General features: G+C 67.6%; 16 protein-coding genes and 2 pseudogenes. 5 read left to right on the top strand and 13 right to left on the bottom strand.

Going from position 1 to position 17,247, the window contains the following annotated elements; translation table 11 throughout:
- The 9 genes and pseudogenes from A9X05_RS03655 to A9X05_RS03615 form a co-directional block, all read right to left on the bottom strand.
- Positions 1-303: pseudogene (locus A9X05_RS03655) on the bottom strand (type VII secretion-associated serine protease); the annotation flags it as partial.
- Complete coding sequence (gene eccD / locus A9X05_RS03650; RefSeq protein ID WP_082950100.1) at positions 288-1,817, bottom strand: type VII secretion integral membrane protein EccD; 1,530 nt, start codon at positions 1,815-1,817, stop codon at positions 288-290. The gene eccD and the pseudogene A9X05_RS03655, both read right to left, overlap by 16 nt.
- Positions 1,814-2,839: a MinD/ParA family protein gene (locus tag A9X05_RS03645; protein WP_156675583.1), complete on the bottom strand. Its 1,026-nt coding sequence runs from the start codon at positions 2,837-2,839 to the stop codon at positions 1,814-1,816. The genes eccD and A9X05_RS03645 overlap by 4 nt, the downstream gene beginning before the upstream one ends.
- A 131-nt stretch (positions 2,840-2,970) precedes the next feature.
- Positions 2,971-3,801, bottom strand: coding sequence for an ESX secretion-associated protein EspG (locus A9X05_RS03640; protein WP_067779227.1), 831 nt, complete (start codon positions 3,799-3,801; stop codon positions 2,971-2,973).
- Positions 3,802-3,943: 142 nt separating this feature from the next.
- Entirely contained in the window at positions 3,944-4,234 is a 291-nt protein-coding gene (locus tag A9X05_RS03635) for a WXG100 family type VII secretion target (protein WP_067760412.1), read from the bottom strand.
- A 48-nt stretch (positions 4,235-4,282) separates the two neighbouring features.
- A complete protein-coding gene (locus A9X05_RS03630) occupies positions 4,283-4,606 on the bottom strand; it encodes a WXG100 family type VII secretion target (protein ID WP_067271862.1) in 324 nt (107 codons plus the stop codon).
- 109 nt (positions 4,607-4,715) lie between these two features.
- On the bottom strand, positions 4,716-5,906 hold the full coding sequence (locus A9X05_RS03625; protein WP_067760414.1) for a PPE family protein: 1,191 nt from the start codon (positions 5,904-5,906) through the stop codon (positions 4,716-4,718).
- A gap of 45 nt (positions 5,907-5,951) precedes the next feature.
- On the bottom strand, positions 5,952-6,257 hold the full coding sequence (locus tag A9X05_RS03620) for a PE domain-containing protein (protein WP_067760429.1): 306 nt from the start codon (positions 6,255-6,257) through the stop codon (positions 5,952-5,954).
- Between the two features lie 305 nt (positions 6,258-6,562).
- A complete protein-coding gene (locus A9X05_RS03615) occupies positions 6,563-7,891 on the bottom strand; it encodes a sensor histidine kinase KdpD (RefSeq protein ID WP_067760416.1) in 1,329 nt (442 codons plus the stop codon).
- A 234-nt stretch (positions 7,892-8,125) separates the two neighbouring features.
- Here A9X05_RS03615 and A9X05_RS03610 point away from each other — a divergent pair, with 234 nt between their 5' ends.
- Genes A9X05_RS03610 through A9X05_RS03595 form a run of 4 tightly spaced genes read left to right on the top strand, consistent with a single transcriptional unit; the run spans position 8,126 to position 12,207 of the window.
- Complete coding sequence (locus A9X05_RS03610; protein WP_156736232.1) at positions 8,126-8,728, top strand: TetR/AcrR family transcriptional regulator; 603 nt, start codon at positions 8,126-8,128, stop codon at positions 8,726-8,728.
- 26 nt (positions 8,729-8,754) lie between these two features.
- Positions 8,755-9,966, top strand: coding sequence for an acyl-CoA dehydrogenase family protein (locus tag A9X05_RS03605; RefSeq protein WP_067271857.1), 1,212 nt, complete (start codon positions 8,755-8,757; stop codon positions 9,964-9,966).
- 51 nt (positions 9,967-10,017) lie between these two features.
- Complete coding sequence (locus A9X05_RS03600) at positions 10,018-11,235, top strand: GNAT family N-acetyltransferase (protein ID WP_067779224.1); 1,218 nt, start codon at positions 10,018-10,020, stop codon at positions 11,233-11,235.
- Between the two features lie 21 nt (positions 11,236-11,256).
- The gene (locus A9X05_RS03595; protein ID WP_067779221.1) at positions 11,257-12,207 is read left to right on the top strand and encodes an FAD-binding oxidoreductase; all 951 of its coding nucleotides are present in this window, start codon (positions 11,257-11,259) and stop codon (positions 12,205-12,207) included.
- A gap of 1 nt (position 12,208) precedes the next feature.
- Here A9X05_RS03595 and A9X05_RS03590 read toward each other — a convergent pair whose 3' ends face one another.
- Positions 12,209-13,411, bottom strand: a complete 1,203-nt coding sequence (locus A9X05_RS03590; RefSeq protein WP_156675584.1) for a DUF4185 domain-containing protein — start codon at positions 13,409-13,411, stop codon at positions 12,209-12,211.
- A 179-nt stretch (positions 13,412-13,590) separates the two neighbouring features.
- Here A9X05_RS03590 and ctaD point away from each other — a divergent pair, with 179 nt between their 5' ends.
- Positions 13,591-15,327, top strand: coding sequence for a cytochrome c oxidase subunit I (ctaD, locus tag A9X05_RS03585; RefSeq protein WP_067760424.1), 1,737 nt, complete (start codon positions 13,591-13,593; stop codon positions 15,325-15,327).
- Here ctaD and A9X05_RS03580 read toward each other — a convergent pair.
- The 3 genes and pseudogenes from A9X05_RS03580 to A9X05_RS31505 form a co-directional block, all read right to left on the bottom strand.
- Positions 15,324-16,034, bottom strand: a complete 711-nt coding sequence (locus A9X05_RS03580) for an ABC transporter permease (RefSeq protein WP_197498900.1) — start codon at positions 16,032-16,034, stop codon at positions 15,324-15,326. The two genes, ctaD and A9X05_RS03580, sit on opposite strands and share 4 nt — an antisense overlap.
- Positions 16,035-16,069: 35 nt before the next feature.
- The gene (locus tag A9X05_RS03575) at positions 16,070-17,026 is read right to left on the bottom strand and encodes an aliphatic sulfonate ABC transporter substrate-binding protein (protein WP_067760426.1); all 957 of its coding nucleotides are present in this window, start codon (positions 17,024-17,026) and stop codon (positions 16,070-16,072) included.
- Positions 17,026-17,247 (bottom strand): annotated as a pseudogene (locus A9X05_RS31505) (ABC transporter ATP-binding protein); the annotation flags it as partial. The gene A9X05_RS03575 and the pseudogene A9X05_RS31505, both read right to left, overlap by 1 nt.

The raw sequence follows: 17,247 nt of genomic DNA, 5'->3' as shown, positions 1-17,247 counted from the left end.
GCCGGTGTCGATCACGGCCACCGGTACGCCGTTGCCGGTGCTGTATTGCCAGGCCTTGCTGATGTTGAGCAGGTTGAAGCCCGGCGCCAGCTGCGCCACGTCGGGGTTGCGCACGGTGATGGGCGTCGAGCAGCTGTTGGCGCGCCGCATCGGTTGGTCGCTTCGCGGCGGCCCGTCCGGCGGCACCATGCCGGGATCGACCTGTGGGGGTGTGATGGCTTGCGCGGCAGGGATATTCGCGGACAGCGCGACCAGGGTGACGGCGGCGGTCGCCGCCGCCGCGCGCTTCAGTGCCGAATCCACGTGAACAGCCCCCCCAGAGCCGCCGCCGCCGGCAGCAACACGATGAACGCGAACACTTCCACCCATTCCACGGTCAACCGGATCAGCGGCCTGAACCGCACCGTCGGCACCAACAGCGCCGCGGCCAGGCCGCACGCGGCGAAGGCCGCCACCGCTACAGCGGGCCAAAGCAATCCGCTGACAACGTCTTTCGGCTCCACGATGGCGTATTTGACCACTCCGGCGCACACGGCGGCGGCGGCCCCGCAGGCGAGCGCGACGGCCTGGTACTTGGCGGCGAATCCCCTGCCCTGGGTGATGAAGATGCCCACCACGAGTCCGGCGACCACCAGCGCCAACCACGCCCACGGGCGCCCCGGTGTCAGCACCCCCCACACGGCGGCGGGCAGGACGATCGACACCCCGACGCAGACACCGACCTGCACCGCGTTGACCAGCCGCGCGGAGGCGGCAATGGCCGCGCCGCGCGCGGTGATGTCGGTCAATTCGTTGTCCTCGTCCTCGGATTCGTCCTCACTCACCGGCGAGACAGTGTCGACGGGCATGCCTTCGCGCCGGGCGAAGAGGTCGCGGCCGGTGATCGATCCGAAGTGCGGCGGCCGAACCCGGGCCACCCACAACGCGATCATCGGGGTCATCCTGACCAGGATCAGCAGCCCGACCAGCACGCAGATGGCCAATACCTGCGCCGAGGCGGGCCGGAACATCCGAACCGCGGCAACCGCGGCCAGGATCCCGCACACCGTCACCACCGCGGTGACGACCGCGGTCTGCCACCGCTTCCGCGTCGTCACGCCGATGGCGATGGCACCGAGGATCACGATCACGAGGCCGATCAGCCCGTGCGCCGCGCCCAGGGTGCCCGGCGGCGCGCAGGCGCCCGCGACCGCCAGCAACACCACTGCCAGCCAGCCGAACCCGCTGAACAGGTCGCGCCGCTCGCGCCAGCCCCACCAGACGATGAACGTCGCGATGATCAGCAAGACGCCGACTGCGCCGGCCACCGCGGCCGGGATGGGGCTGTCGGTGAACATCCGCGCGCGCAGCGTCAGCGCCACGACCACCGCGGCCGCCATCGCGATGATCGCGACCGCGGTGTGCGCGGCCGTCAACGGCGTCACCGGGGCGAACATCCGGTCGCCGCCCTCACGGCCCAGCCACTTGCCCATGGCCGCCAGGCCGGTCGACAGCGACTCGTACTGCGGTTCGAAGGACTCGCCCGCGACACGGGGCACCAGCACCAGGGTGTCGCCGTCCTGCACGCCCAACTCGTCCAGGCTCTTGTTGATGTCGAGGCGGACCCCATTGATCTTGTGCAGTTCGTAGCTGCCCGCCGGCAACGTAATGCCTTCAAAGCCTTTGCGCTTCAGGTCGGCGTCGAAGAGCTCGACCATTCCCTCGAAGAATCCCTCCACCGGAATTCCGGCCGGGAACACTTGCGAGCAGAGATGCTTCTCGTAGGAAATGTTGACCGCACAGCGCGCCGGGAAGGCGACCTTATGCGCTGATGTCACGGCGTCGTCCGCTCCGCATCCGGAATGTATTTGTCGGCCAGGCCGGCGGTAATTTCAAAAAGACGCAATCGCGTCTTTTTCTTCAATTCGTGAACCGTGTCGATGAGGCCACCTTTGGCGAGATGCGGATCGAACGGCATCTCCTCGACGGTCGCCCCGACTTTGCTGAACCGCTCGGTCAGGTAAGCCAGCGCATCCTTGTCGGTGATCTGATCGGTGTGGTTGATGATCACGGTGCTGCGCGACACCAACTCGTGGTAGCCCTGCGACCGCAGATAGTCCACGGCACGCAGCACGGGCCGCGACCGATCGGCGGTGATGCCGGAGACGAACACGAGGGTGTCGGTGTTCTCCAGCACCGGCTTCATCACCTCGTGCTCCAAATCCGGCGACGTGTCCACGATCATCACCGTGTGAGTTCGCCGCAGCCGCGACAACACCCCGGAGAACATCGCAGGCACCAACGGCCGGGGCTGGTCCGACGTACGGTTTCCGGCGAGGACGTCGAGCCCGATCGGGTTCTGCCCCAAGTGTTCACGGATGTCGGCGTAGCCCTGCACGTCGGTGTCGTTGATGATGGCGGTGTAGTCACCCGGCGGCGACTCGTCGATGCGGTCGGCCAGCGTGCCGAAACCCGGGACGGCATCGATCGCAATCACGTTCTGCGGGCGGCATTCCCGGAACACCCCGCCGATGCAGGCGACCATGGTGGAGACCCCGACCCCGCCCTTGCCGGAGACCACCGTGATCACGTACTGCCTCCGGATGTGCCGCCGGATACGGTTCTGCAAATCGCGGTAGTGCCGCTCGGCGGGCGATTCCCCGGGATTTATTTTTTTAAAAGAGATGACGTAGACGAATTTCCGCCAACCCGAGCCTGGAGGAATCTTTCGGGGCGCGGCAAGATCGGTAATGCGCATGGTGTCGGATACCGAATCCGGGAAGTTGCGGCCCCCTGACGGATCCCCCCGTCTGAGCGCCCCTTCGTCCGACATATTCGGGTCATTCCAAGGGCTCGTCACGTCGCGATGCTAACACGCTCGGCGATACCACGTTTACCGATCAACAAACCCTTCAAGCACGTAACAGGTTGCCATTCCACGGCATTGGTTAAGTGACTTATCTTGCGTCAGTGGAGAAGTCGGCCGCCGGATCAGACCACTCGCCGATACGAATACCACTCCTCGCCGGCGGGCAGCCGGCGGATCAGTCGCTGCACGGCGCCACCGATGTCGCTGCGCGAGCCGGGTGAAAGGATCTGGTAGCGGCGCTGACCCGAGATGACGTTCTCGACGCAGACGCGGCCCGCCGGGGTGTCGATGATGGACACGGTCGAATCGCCGACGGCGACCCGCGCCATCTCGTCCGGCCCGACCCCGGCCTGCAGCCCCACGATTGCCGCGTGCGCCGAACGCGCGGGGTCGGCGGCCATGGTGACGATCTGCAGCTGGTCGACGTCGAGGTTCTGCCTGAGCAGAAACGTCCGGAGGCTGGCGGCGTCGCGCACCGAGGCGAGCAGCTCTTCGGTGTCGAGGGTGACCGGCTTGAGCGGGGCCACCTCGGCCACCCCACACAGCCGCTCGACCTGGCCCACCACCAAATCGCTGGCCCCGCCCTCGTCATTGGCGGTGCCGGCCGGGTACAGGCGGATCAGCTCGGCATGGCGTTCGAGCACCACCCACCAGCTGGCGAAGCGGCAGATGGACGCTCGTGTCGATTCACGGCCCGGCACGCCGATGTTGACCATCAGCGCCAAGTCGCGCCGCAGCAACACGGTCAGCCATTCGCGGATCATCGGGTCGACATTGCCCGCCTCGTCCAGGGCGCCGGCGGCCCGCAACTCGTCCGCGATCGGGTGGCTCAGCGCGCGCTCGGGGGTGTCGAGCCGCGGCAGCAACGGCCGCAAGCCCAGCTCGGGACAGGTCTGCTCCACCCCGGTAACCGCCTGCAACACCCACAGGCCATCGACCGTCGTCGTCAGCATGTCACTTCGCTTTCAAAGCCGCGCGCCCTTGACCGGCGGGCTACACGCCGAAGGGGGGCACATGCGCTCGACGCATCTGCCCCGCCTTCAATCGCACTCACCCACCACGCCCAATCAGTAGATCGGAGCCCGGGGCGGTTGTTCAGCCGAACAAGTGGCCGATGTTCTGGTCGGTCGCGAGCGCGTTGTCCAGCACGTGGGAGGTCGTCATTCCGTGCTGGCTCACCGTGTCGATCAGCCCCTGCAACCCGGAGAGCATCTGCGCCTGCGCCTCGAAGAATTGCTTCGCGCCATGACCGGCGAAGAATTCTGTCAGCTGGTTGGTCCGGTTCGCGGTGTCGTCATAGATTCCCTGCAACTGGCCGGCGCGCGATCCGATGTCGGACGCGAAATCGGCTACGGCGCCGGGGTTATAGGTGATGGGGTTGGACATTGTGCATTCCCTTCAAAGGCCGATTGTGAATTGCGAATGGTGGATGGGTTAGGAGCCGTGGCCGCCGAATAGCGCGCTGAACGCGTGCGTCGAATCCGCCTCGTGGTGTTCCATCAACGCCGCCGCCTGCTTGAGCCCCTCGGCCAGGCGGGTTCCGCCGTTGAGCACCTTGTTCAGGTCGTTCTGGATTTCGATGGCCGTCGCGTGAGACGCGGTCACGGCCTCACCGGACCAGGTCGAAGGGTTCATGACGTTTTCGTGGTTCGCGATGTAGCCCTGCGCGATCGCGATCGCGTGTTCCATGTTGGCCTGGATATGGTTGGAAGCATCGCGAAGCACCTGAGCCGATACTTGGATTGTTGAACTGTCCACTTGGGGTTTCTCCTAACTACTGATGCCCTCCCCCGGAATTACCTGGGGCATGGAGCGAAGTGTATGGCTGCTGTATTTATCTGTCGATTCACCCTTAGCCGGGCCGGCTTCACACTCTCGTGTCGACAACCCGCACCGTCGCGGGCTGTTCGGCTTTGTCTCGGGATCCGCGCTCTCCTCCCGCCCCATGCCCCACCGGCATGCCGCCCATAGGTGTACCGCCGCCGACCGTCGTGGTCTGCGGACGAATGGCCTCGGCCCCCAACGCCCCGCTTGGCCGCAGCCCCACCGGCCGGCCACTGCCGGCCGGTTCGAAGGCGCTGACGGGACGGGTGAAGGTGGTCGCGGGCATGCCGGCCCCGCCCAGGGAGGCGGCCCCTCCACCGCCGCCCGAGGCGCCGACGGCCGACATCTCCGTCGCCGATATCGCCGAAATTCCGGGCGCCGCACCGCCCATGGCTCCCGGGTTGGCGAACATGCCCATCATCGACTGCAGCGGCTGCATCATCTGCATCGGCGCCTGCATCATTTGCATCGGCGCCTGCATCATTTGCGGGACCGCGCCCATCATCGACTGCACGGGCTCCATGAACGAACCGGCCTGGCTCATGATGTCCTGGCCGCCCGACGCCGCCTGGCCCGCGCCCTGGGTGCCCGTCTGCGCACCCTGCATGGCGGCACGCATGCCGTCGCCGGCGCCGACGTTCGCGGCCGCCTGTCCCACCGCCGCGGCCGCCTCCGCCGGCGCCGCCGGCGACGCGCCCATGGTCGCCAGCGGCGGTGGAATGGCGAGGCTCTCGCTCAAGGCGGTCAGGATCGTTCCGTAGCTGGCGCCGACGGCGGAGTTGTTCGGCCACATCGACCCGAAGTATTCGAGCTCCAGCGACGTGATCCGGGGCGTCAAGGCGCCGAGGACGATGGGGTTGATGCCGTAGTCGGTGGCGCACTCGGTGCGGTTGGCGATGCACTCGGGCGCTGGCCGCATCGTGCCGTACGCCATCTGATACGCGGAGACCGCGGTCGAGACCACCGCGGGTTTGACATCCACCCACCCGGCGAGCCCGTGCAGTGACGCGTTCAGCGCGGTGGCGTTGGTGGCGGAGGCGAGGGAGCCGACACCGGTCCAGCTCACCGACGTCGCGACGGTGTTGATCTCCGATGCGATGCTCGAGCCGTGATGGGTGGCCGCCAGTGCCGTCCAAGCGGCCTGGTTGGCCAGATGGGTGATGACGCCGGCACCCGCCTTGAGCAACATGTCGTTTTCTTCAGGCGTACGCGCGGCCCACCCCGGATCCGCCATGCCGCACTTCCCCCTTTGCTGCCCCGCTGGTGGCGTAGCTGGCTGTTACGCGCCTATCGCCAACGCCAAGCTACGCATGAGTTCGGTGACGACGTAGGTACCCGACGCGATGCTCTGCGCGCCGGCGAACAAACCGCGCTGGGCGGCGTGCTCGGATACCACTCCCAGGTAGTTTCCGCCGCACGCGTTCAGCGCCGCCGCGAACATCGCCGAATCCGGGTCTGCGCCCATCGGCATGACCCCCAGCAGCACGGGCGCGGCCGCCGAAGCCGCCGCCTGGGTCTCGGCGCTGATCCCCGACTCCGCGGCCGCCGATGCCAGCACAGCCTCCGATTGCACCTGCAGCACCATGATTTCCCTCCGATTGCTCAGCGTCATAAGACGGGCTTGGCGCCTCAGTCTAGTGCGGTTCTACTGTTCGTGTATTCACTCGGATTCCCCCCGGTCTCCCGGCCGGAATTACGTGATTCAGTTGACGGGCGGTATTCCCGTTATGAGGCATCCGTCAAACACCCCGCATGCCACTGCAGGCACACCGGTCACGCGGTTACCGCGTGATTCATGCGAATGGCTGGCAGTAATGGCCGCCTATTTGGTGCGGCCTGAAACATCGAATCGCCCGATCACGTTTCCCGTCGCGGAAATGCCGACCGAAACTACGCGGGTCCGCGGCCGTCACCGGCCAGGTTCAGCAGCAGCCGGGTGCCCCCGAGCGGACTCGTCTGCAACGCCGCCGTGCCGCCGTGCAGTTCGGCCTGCTGGGCGACCAGCGCCAGCCCCAGCCCGGAGCCCGACCGCGATGCCGTGGAGCCGCGGGCGAAGCGCTCGAAGACCGCGGCCCGCTCGGACTCCGGAACGCCGGTGCCGTCGTCGTCGATCGCGATCTCCACGCCCTCGCTGGAGCTGCTCACGGTGAGCTGGATCTTGCCGGCGTTGCCATGCTTGACGGCGTTGGCGATCGCGTTGTCGATCACCAGCCGCAGGCCGGTGGGCAGTCCCACCATCAGCACCGTCGGCGAGGGCACCAGCGACACCTCGACCTCGGGATATATCCGCAGTGCGTCGTGCGCGGCACGGTCCAGCAGTTCGGTGATGTCGAACGGGACGAAGTCGTCGACGGTGGTCAGCTCGCCCTGTGCCAGCCGTTCCAGCGCCGTCAGCGTTCCCTCGATGCGGCTCTGGGTGCGGATGACGTCGCCGATCACCTCCTGGCGCTGCTCACGGGGCAGGTCCAGCGTGGAGAGGACTTCCAGGTTGGTGCGCATCGCCGTCAACGGGGTGCGCAGCTCGTGGGAGGCGACGGCGGCGAAGTCGCGTGCCGACTCGAGCGCCGCCTTCGTGCGCTGTTGCTCCTTGCCGATGCGCGCGAGCATTCCCTCGACCGCTTCGGCGATCTCCACGGCCTCCCGCACCCCGCGCACCTGAACCTCGTCGGGGCTGGACTGCGCGTTGATCGCGCGGGCCTGCTGCGCCAGCAACAGGAACGGGTTCACCATGATCAACGAGATCACCCAGCCGACGACCACCGTGCCGCCGATGACGCTGGCGCAGATCAACAACACCCGCAGGTGTAGCTCGTTGATCCGGTGTTGCGCTTCGGCCAGCGGCGCGGCCAGCGCGATCGAGGCGGGCCCCGCCGAGAAGGTGCGGACGCGGTACTGCACGCCGTTGATGGTGGTGTTGGCGTATCCGTTGGGCAGCTTCGGCAGCACGATGTTGTTGGGCACCGAGACCGTCACGTCGCCGATGCGCGCGGTGCGCACCAGGTTGCCGTCCGGCATGGGCTGGTCGGGGCTCGCGTGCTCGACGTTGTTGAGCAGTGAATTGATGTCGCCCAGGCTGCTGACCGAGTCGAGCCGGCGGTCCAGCTGGCTGTACTGGTCGTTGGTGACGCCGACCCAAACCCAGGTGCCCAGCAGCACGACCAGGGTGATGACCGAGAGCGCGGCGACGACGACGATGGTGCGCAGCGACAACACCCGCATCGGCAGCTGTACGTGCGGTAACACGCGAATGTCACGCTCCTCTGGTGCGCTCACGGCGCCGGCCGGAGACGGTGTCGAGAACCTGACCACAACCCTCACACCCTTCGCGATTCGCCGCGTTCAGGCGTCGTGGCGTTTCGCAGAGAATGTAGCGCCAAACTTTGAGCTCCTGCCCGGCCCGGCCCTGACCGCGGTCGTTTTGCCTCCATCGTGGTGAGTGAGTACTCTCTCACCATGCTCGCCTCCGGACGTGATCGGCTCCTGGCCGAGGCGCTGAAGCTTTTCGCCGCCAAGGGTTACGCGGCGACATCGGTGGCCGACATCCAGCGAGCGTCGGGTCTGGCTCCGGGATCGGGAGCGCTCTACAAGCACTTCGGCTCGAAGCGCGAGCTGCTCGAGGCCGCCGTCGCGTACCGGATCGACAGCATCGTGGCGGCGCGCGAGCAGTACGACGCGGGGCAACCGGGCAGCGTCGAGCAGGCGGTGCGCACGGCCGGGCAGCTGATCTGGAGCAATCTCAAAGAGAGCGAGGACCTGCTCAAGGTCATGCTGCGGGAGCCCGAGGAGCTCGGCGACCTCGACGAAAAGACGTGGCAGGTCATCACCGACAACGCCTATCAGCGCTTCGCCGACGAACTGGCCGCGTCGAATCGGTCCGGCCGCACCCGCATCCCCGATCCCGAGGCGGCCGCGGCGGTCGCCATCGGGTCGTTGTCGTATGCCGCGACGCTGCAGGCGCTGACCGGCAGGCTGCCCGGCAACATCGACGAAGAGCGGTACTTCGAGGCGTGGGTCAGCCAGACCGTCAGCGTCCTCACCCAGTACGGAACCCGTTGAGCACAACAACCTTTCAGGAGTAGACCGTGACTTTCTCACTGCAACTGACCGACGACGTGATCGAGGTACGCGACTGGGTGCACAAGTTCGCCGCCGACGTCATCCGGCCCGCCGCCTCGGAATGGGACGAACGGGAGGAGACCCCGTGGCCCGTGATCCAGGAGGCCGCCAAGGTGGGGCTGTACTCCCCCGACTTCTTCGCGCAGCAGGCGGCCGAGCCGACGGGCCTGGGCATGCTCACCGCGTTCGAGGAGATGTTCTGGGGCGACGCCGGCATCGCGCTGTCCATCATGGGCACCGGCCTGGCCGCGGCGGCGTTGGCGGGCAACGGAACTCCCGAACAGCTGGGCCGGTGGCTGCCGGAGATGTTCGGTACGGCCGACGAGCCGAAGCTGGGTGCGTTCTGCTCCTCGGAGCCCGACGCCGGGTCGGACGTCGGGGCGATCCGCACCCGGGCCCGCTACGACGAGGCCACCAACGAATGGGTGCTGAACGGCACCAAGACCTGGGCGACCAACGGCGGCATCGCGAACGTGCACATCGTGGTGGCGTCGGTGTATCCCGAATTGGGCACCCGCGGACAGGCCACGTTCGTCGTCCCGGCGGGCGTCAATGGTTTGGCGCAAGGCCAGAAGTTCAAGAAGCACGGGATCCGGGCATCGCATACCGCCGAGGTGGTTCTCGACAACGTTCGCCTACCCGAGGACCACATCCTGGGCGGCCGGGAGAAGTTCGAGGCGCGCATCGCCCGGGTCAAGTCGGGTGCCTCCGCGCGCAGCCAGGCGGCGATGAAGACCTTCGAGCGCACCCGGCCCACGGTCGGGGCCATGGCCGTCGGCGTGGCCCGCGCCGCGTACGAGTACGCGCTCGACTATGCCTGCCAGCGTGAGCAATTCGGCCGCAAGATCGGCGAATTCCAGGCGGTGGCGTTCAAGCTGGCCGACATGAAGAGCCGCATCGACGCCGCCCGCCTGCTGGTGTGGCGGGCCGGCTGGATGGCGCGCAACAACCAATCGTTCGACGCCGCCGAGGGGTCGATGGCCAAGCTGGTTGCCAGCGAGACGGCCGTCTACGTCACCGACGAGGCGATCCAGATTCTGGGCGGCAACGGATACACCCGTGACTATCCCGTGGAGCGGATGCACCGCGACGCCAAGATCTTCACCATTTTCGAGGGCACCAGCGAGATCCAGCGCCTGGTGATCTCGCGGGCGCTGACCGGCTTGCAGATTCGGTAACGGCCGCATCCCGCGGTCCGTGCCGTCACGGGCGCGAGACATGATGGCCGGATGACCACCGAGATCCGGGTCCTCGACAGCGAGGACGAACTGCTGGCCGCGGCCAACGTGTTTCGCGTCGCCATGATCGGCTTCCCGCCGATGCCGGAGCTACCGCCCGGCCAGATCGCCAAGCTGCTCGAGCCCGGCCGCACCCTGGGGGCGTTCGTCGGCGGGGAGCTCGTCGGCACCGCGGACGCAGTGACGAGCCGAATGACGCTCCCCGGCGGGTCGATGGTGGGGCACGCCGCCGTCACCCACATCGGGGTGTTGCCGTCGTTCACCCGGCGGGGCGTCGCCACGGAGTTGATCCGTCATCAATTCGGCGACATCGCGGCCCGCGGCGAGGTGGTCGCGTCGTTGCGGGCCTCCGAGGCCACGATCTACGGGCGCTATGGGTACGGCGTCGCCAGTTCGTCGCAGACGGTAGAGGTGCACACCGCGCGGGCGGCGCTGCGTCGCGAGGTCGGGGCCGGCGGTCCGGTGCGGTTGATCGACGCGGCAGAAGGCTGGGCGTTGTTGCCCCGCATCTACGCCGAGAATCGTCCGTCGCGGCCGGGATCCATCGACCGGCCGGACGCGTGGTGGCGGAGCCTGCGGCTGCGTACCGAATCATCGCCGCAGCCTTCGTATGTCGCGGTGCACGGCGCCCCGGGAGCCGAATCCGGTTTCACCCGCTACCGCCCCGTCGACACCGAGAGGTGGTTCGTCAGCGACCAGCGCACGATCGCGGTGGAGGACTTCTTTGCCCCGACCGCCGAGGCCTATCTCGGCCTGCTGCGGTTTCTGCTGCGGCTCGATCTCATTGACCGCGTCGTGTTTTGGATGTTGCCGATGGACGATCCGCTGCCCTGGTTGCTGGCCGATCGGCGCGCCGCGCGCGTCACCGCCGTGCATGACGAAACGTGGCTTCGCGTCATCGACGTGCCGCGGGCGCTCTCGGCTCGCCGGTACGGCGGCGACGGCGGCGTCACCATCGCGGTCAAAGACCCTATGCTGCCCGATAATTCGGGTCGTTTCACGATCACCGGGGACGGCGCCGAACCGACCGGCGGGCGCGCGCAGCTCGAGGTCGACGTCGAGGGGCTGGCCGCAGTTCTGCTCGGAGGTGTGACCTGGCGCGACCTCGCCGTCGCGGGCGTGGCCCGACCCGATGACCCGTCGGCGATCGCCGCGGCCGACCGATTGTTCGCGGTGCCGGACGCTCCCCATGCCGGGTTCTACTTCTAGCCGCGCGGGTACGCGGATCGCGTGATCGTCATCGTCGGTGCGGGGGTGTGCGGGCTGGCCGCCGCCCACGAGCTGGCGCGGCGTGGGGAGCCCGCGATCGTGCTGGAACGCGGGGTCCCGTTCGGCGAGCAGTCAACGGGATTGGCCCGCATCTTCCGGATTGCGCATCGGCGCCCGTCGTTGTGCCGCCTGGCGCTCCGCGCCCGCGCCGGCTGGCAGCGCTGGGAGGACGAGCTCGGCGTGGGCCGGCTATTGGGCGCGGAGGGATTCATCGCCGCCGGTGCCTGCGAGGAGACCGCGGCGGCCATGACAACGGCGGGTGCTTCATTCCGTTGGGTGGACGGGGCGGAGATCGCCGCGCGGATCCCATTCGCCGCCCCGCCGTGGGAGACCGGTGTGCTGGATCCACTCGGCGGCAGCCTGCGAATCCGCCGCGCAATGTCCGCGCTGGCGGGGCGGCTCGACGTCCGGCGGGGCGACGTCGTGGCGGTTTCCGACGACGGTGAGGTGAGTCTGGCCGACGGCGGCGTGCTGCGGGGCGACCGCGTGCTGATCTGCGCCGGCGCGCGGACGCCGGCGCTGTTCGGCCCGCTTGGTGTCGAATTCGCCCCGCACACCCGGTTCACCTACGCGGGCGCCGACGCGACCGGCGCGGCGTGCCTGTCGGCGCCCGAGGGCTACGGGCTGCCGCTGGGCAGCACGGGGCGCTGGGCGTTCGGTCAGGAGGTGCCGGACCCCGCGACGGTGCGCGCGCTGTTCCCAGGGCTGTCGCCGGTTGGGCGGGTGGACTGCGTGACGGTTCGCGCGCCGTGGCTGGACGCGGGCGGCGACGGCTGGACGGTGGGCCGCCGCGGCCGCGTCGTCGGGTTCGTCGGCGCCAACCTGATGAAGTTCGGTCCGTTGCTCGGCGAACTGCTTGCCGAGGCGGTGCTCAGCGAAGAGCTACCGGGCCAGCTGGCCCTCGCCCGATAGTTCACCTGCAGGGCGCAAGCGCATCGCCGGACGAGTCCGCCGCCGCGCGGGGACGGCCATCAGCGTTCCAGCGCAACGACACGACGATGAATCGGGGACGGTAGATGCTCACCTGGCGGTACACGTCGCCGCCCGGCGCGGTGTCAAGGCTGTTGACGTCGTACGAGATGACCAGCTTGCTGGACGTCGAGTACTCGGGGTGCACATGGGCGTTGTAGGTGTAGACGTCGGCGTCGTGGTAGAGCCCGGCGCTTCCGCTCTCAGGCGTCAGGTACAGCGTCGTCGCGGGCCCGAAGGGTCCCGTCGGGGACGGCCCGAAGCGGCCAACGAGGCGATCGCTGAATCCCCTGCCCCCCTGCATGGTGGTGAGCATGTAGACGCCGTCGCGCAGCCGGTGCACCGAAAGCTCGGCGCCGACGCGGTCGCTCACCCGGAACGAATCCGCTTCCGCGGACGACCATCCCCGGCCGGTCCAGTACGAGAAGGCTTGCCGCAGATCGCCTCCCGCGATGCGGGCCACGTGCAGGTACTTGTTGTCGGCGCCGGTCTCGACACCGTAGACATAGGTCCAGCCGCCGTCGTTCTGCACCCACTGGCCCCATTGGATGCCGCGCGATCGTGGCAGCGGCGTGATCGCCGAGGCTGCGCGCAGGTCCCCGATGTCGAACCGCGCCAGCGATGACCCGACGAACACGAAGTCGAGCGGTCCGCGCCCACCGGATCTCCACTCGGACAGCGGAACCTGTAGTGCCCCATCAAGATACGTCGCCGCTCCCAGCCAGAACCAGTGCGTGGGGTCAACCGGCGCGACCACGCCCGCCCGGTGGTCGGCCGTCCCGCCCACCACGGTGGACCAGTGCCCTTCGCCGTCACGGATGACGAAGGAATTGTGCACGAAAAGCGCGTCGGGCGGTCGGGTCGGCGGGGTGATGGGCCCGAGGAAAGTATCGGAGAACACGAAGGCCTCCCTACCGTCGGGCAGCGTGGCCGTCCAGGTCGAATCTCCGCCCGTCCAACCGCTACCGGAATTGCCGTAGTTCGTCAGGGCCGTGTTCAGGCAGTCCAGCGGCGCGGAGCCGAGCACCACCGGCGCCCCCATCACGCCGCGCGGGCCCGGCCAGGACGAGAACAGGCCGAGAGCGAGAGCCGCGATCAGGAGGGTGACGAGCAGCCGGCCGGCCCGCCTGCCCATCCCGCGCGTCACGCTCACACGATAGGCGCTCCGGGTTGCGGGAGGTAAGCCTTTCCTTCTAGACCGGCCAGGACGCCCAATTGCCGCTCGTTTAGGGACGTTTGACCCTAGGTCCGCGGAGTGGCGCCTCGGAATACTTGGGCGGCTTGACAAATTGCGTGAGTCCGCACCGGCCCCCGTGGAGGTATGCGATGACGGCTGAAGCGCCGCCCGTCAGCGGCCTGCAGGCCCGCCGGCCGTTTCCCGCGCGGACAGGTCCCAAGGGGAACCTGATCTACCAGCTCATCAGCACGACCGACCACAAGATGATCGGCATCATGTACATGGTCGCCTGTTTCATCTTCTTCTTCATCGGCGGCCTGATGGCGCTGCTCCTGCGGCTCGAGCTGGCCCGGCCCGGGCTGCAATTTCTGTCCAACGAGCAGTACAACCAGCTGTTCACCATGCACGGCACGGCGATGTTGCTGTTTTATGCGACGCCCATCGTCTTCGGGTTCGCGAATCTGGTACTGCCCCTGCAGATCGGTGCGCCCGACGTGGCCTTCCCACGGCTCAACGCGCTGTCGTTCTGGCTGTTCGTCTGCGGCGCGCTGATCGCGTTGGGCGGCTTCATCGTTCCCGGAGGTGCCGCCGATTTCGGGTGGACCGCCTACACGCCGCTGTCCGATGCCGTGCACAGTCCCGGCGTGGGCGGCGACCTGTGGATTCTGGGCGTGGGCGTCGGTGGTCTGGGAACCATTCTGGGTGCGGTCAACATGATCACCACGGTGGTCTGTCTGCGGGCCCCGGGCATGACCATGTTCCGGATGCCCATCTTCACCTGGAACATCCTGGTCACCAGTGTGCTTGTCCTGATTGTCTTCCCGCTGTTGACCGCCGCGCTGTTCGGTTTGGAGGCCGACCGCCGCTTCGGCGCGCACATCTACGATCCCGCCAACGGCGGGGTGATGCTGTTTCAGCACTTGTTCTGGTTCTTCGGGCATCCCGAGGTCTACGTGATCGCGCTGCCGTTCTTCGGCATCATCTCCGAGATCGTCCCCGTGTTCTCCCGCAAGCCGCTGTTCGGTTACAGCACACTGGTTTACGCGACGCTGTCGATCGCCGCACTATCAGTGGCGGTGTGGGCGCACCACATGTATGCCACCGGCGCCGTGCTGCTGCCGTTTTTTTCGTTCATGACGTTCCTGATCGCCGTCCCCACCGGGATCAAGTTCTTCAACTGGATCGGCACCATGTGGAAGGGCCAGTTGACGTTCGAATCCCCGATGCTGTTCGCGATCGGGTTCTTGCTGACCTTCCTCATCGGGGGGTTGACGGGCGTGCTGCTCGCCAGCCCCCCGCTCGACTTCCACATCACCGACACCTATTTCGTTGTGGCGCACTTCCACTACACGTTGTTCGGCACGATCGTGTTCGCCACCTACGCGGGCATCTACTTCTGGTTCCCGAAGATGACCGGACGCCTGCTCGACGAGCGGCTGGGCAAGCTGCATTTCTGGCTGACGTTCATCGGCTTCCACACCACCTTCCTGGTGCAGCACTGGCTCGGCGATTCGGGGATGCCGCGCCGGTATGCCGACTACCTGCCCACCGATGGGTTTCAGACGCTCAACCTTGTCTCGACGATCGGGGCGTTCATCCTCGCCGCCTCGGTCTTGCCGTTCGTCTGGAACGTGTTCAAGAGCTGGCGCTACGGCGAGCCGGTCCTGGTGGACGACCCGTGGGGCCACGGCAATTCGCTCGAGTGGGCCACCAGCTGCCCGCCGCCGCGGCACAACTTCACCGAGCTGCCGCGAATCCGTTCGGAGCGGCCGGCTTTCGAGCTGCATTACCCGCACATGGTGGAGCGCATGCGCGCCGAGGCGCATGTCGGCCGCCGCGAACTCGCGAGCGCGACGCCCGACGCGGCCGACGTCGCCATAAACTAGTTGCGCCGTATCACCATTCGCTTCTCCAGCCCCCCCAGCGCGGCGTCGCTGAACTTGCCCAGCGCGGCGAGTAGTCCGATGGCCAACAGCATCACGTCGGTGCGGCCGGTGTTCTGGCTGTCGATCAGCAGGAAGCCGAGTCCCTTCGACGAGGCGATCAACTCGGCGGCCACCAGGAAAAGCCACGCGTTCGCCAGTCCCAGGCGCAGCCCGTTCAGCAGAGCGGGGGCGGCTGCGGGAAGCATGACCGTCGTCAACAGCGCGGCCCCGTCCCGACCGTAGGCGCGGCCCACCTCCAACAGTTGCGGGTCGACGTGGGACAGCGCCGACGCCGTCGTGGTGTACACGGGGAAGAACGCGCCGATGGCTACCAGCAGCACCTTCGGTGTTTCGTCAATGCCAAACCACAAGAGCAGTAACGGAACCCACGCCAGCGAAGGCACGGTGCGCAAGGCCGCCACCGTCGGGGCGAGCAGCCTGCGCGCGGTGAGCGACAGCCCCACTAGCGATCCGATCGCGAGCGCGGCGGCCGAGCCGAGCAGGTAGCCGAGCGAGACACGCCCCAGGCTGGCCTGTAGATGGGTCCAGAGCTCACCGCGACGCAGCAGGTCACCCAGCGCCGCGATCACGTCGCCGGGTGGGGGCAGTTGACTGGCCGAGAACCAGCCCGCGGCGGTCACCGCTTGCCAGGCGGCCAGCAACAGCAGCGGAACCGCAAGCCCAGCCGGGGCGAGGGGGATCCTCAGGACACGTGTTGGGCGTACTTCGGCTCGATGATCGTTCCCAGCGCGCCGCGGCCGGAGTCGTCGGATTTGATGTCGGAGTCCGCCACCGCGATCGGCAGGATGTTCGTCAACACCGTCCGCTGCGGGTCGCCCGGCGCGGGCGGGATGTCCAGCACCGTCCGTCGCAACTCCTCCTGGGCGACGCTCGGTGTGACTTTCGCCTGCGAGGCCAGCAACGCCGCCAGCTCCTCGGGATGCGCCTTCGCCCATTTACGGGCCTCCTCATAGCTATTGACCACGGACTGGACCACATCGGGATGCGCGGCGCTGAAGTCCTCTCGAACGTTCAGCACGCCATAGGAGTTGAAATCCGGATTGCGGTAGAGCATCCGCGAACCCTGCTGCTGAATGGTCTGCGCCATAAAAGGATCCAGCCCTGACCAGGCGTCCACATCGCCACGTTCCAGCGCGGTTTTGCCGTCGGCGTGCTGCAGGTTGACCATTTCCACGTCGGCGGGTGAAAGCCCCGCCGTGGCAAGGGATTGCAGCAGGAAGAAGTAGGGGTCCGTGCCCTTGGTGACCGCGATTTTCTTTCCCTTCAGGTCGGCGACCGAGGTGGCCGTCGAATTCTTGCCCACCACCAGGGCGGTCCACTCCGGCTTGCTGTACACGTCGATGATCTTGATCGGCGTGCCGTTCGCCCGCGCGACCAAGGCGGCCGAACCGGCGGTGGACCCGAAGTCGAGTCCCTTGGAGCGCAGGCCCTCGTTTGCCTTGTTGCTCCCCGCCGAGAGCACCCAGGTGACGTTGTAGCCCCTTCCCTCCAGCAGGTGCTGGTCGCGTACCACCAGGCTCAGCGGGTTGTAGTACGCATAGTCCAGCCGGATGTCCCTGGCCGCCGTAGTCCCGGTTGGCGAGCCGCAGCCGGCGGCTGCGGCCAGGACCGAAACCGCAATCAGGCAGCGCATTTTCATCACGTCTTGGCCTCCTCGGAAACCGCGGATCCGGCAGCGGCGCGGCCGCGCCGCGGTACGCCGAGCTCGTCGAGCAACTGTTGGCGCAACGCCGCGATGCGCGGGTCGCCGCGGTCGCGTGGCTTGGCGATCGGGACGTCGAATGCCGCGCCGATGCCGGCCGCGCCCGTGGGGTCGGCGCGCAACACGAGCACGCGGTCGGCGAGGATCGCCGCCTCATC

Origin of the sequence: Mycobacterium sp. E3298 (assembly GCF_001666895.1) — a bacterium.
Taxonomy (GTDB): domain Bacteria; phylum Actinomycetota; class Actinomycetes; order Mycobacteriales; family Mycobacteriaceae; genus Mycobacterium.
The sequence above is the reverse complement of the archived record's forward strand: the minus strand, read 5'-3'. Positions and strand labels throughout refer to the sequence as shown.

Coding starts and splice junctions, on each gene's coding strand:
- A9X05_RS03640 (WP_067779227.1), bottom strand. CDS start 3,801: ATGCTGACGACGACGGTCGATGGCCTGTGGGTGTTGCAGGCGGTTACC.
- A9X05_RS03635 (WP_067760412.1), bottom strand. CDS start 4,234: ATGTCCAACCCCATCACCTATAACCCCGGCGCCGTAGCCGATTTCGCG.
- A9X05_RS03625 (WP_067760414.1), bottom strand. CDS start 5,906: ATGGCGGATCCGGGGTGGGCCGCGCGTACGCCTGAAGAAAACGACATG.
- A9X05_RS03620 (WP_067760429.1), bottom strand. CDS start 6,257: ATGGTGCTGCAGGTGCAATCGGAGGCTGTGCTGGCATCGGCGGCCGCG.
- A9X05_RS03615 (WP_067760416.1), bottom strand. CDS start 7,891: ATGCGGGTGTTGTCGCTGCGCACCATCGTCGTCGTCGCCGCGCTCTCG.
- A9X05_RS03610 (WP_156736232.1), top strand. CDS start 8,126: ATGCTCGCCTCCGGACGTGATCGGCTCCTGGCCGAGGCGCTGAAGCTT.
- A9X05_RS03600 (WP_067779224.1), top strand. CDS start 10,018: ATGACCACCGAGATCCGGGTCCTCGACAGCGAGGACGAACTGCTGGCC.
- ctaD (WP_067760424.1), top strand. CDS start 13,591: ATGACGGCTGAAGCGCCGCCCGTCAGCGGCCTGCAGGCCCGCCGGCCG.
- A9X05_RS03575 (WP_067760426.1), bottom strand. CDS start 17,026: ATGAAAATGCGCTGCCTGATTGCGGTTTCGGTCCTGGCCGCAGCCGCC.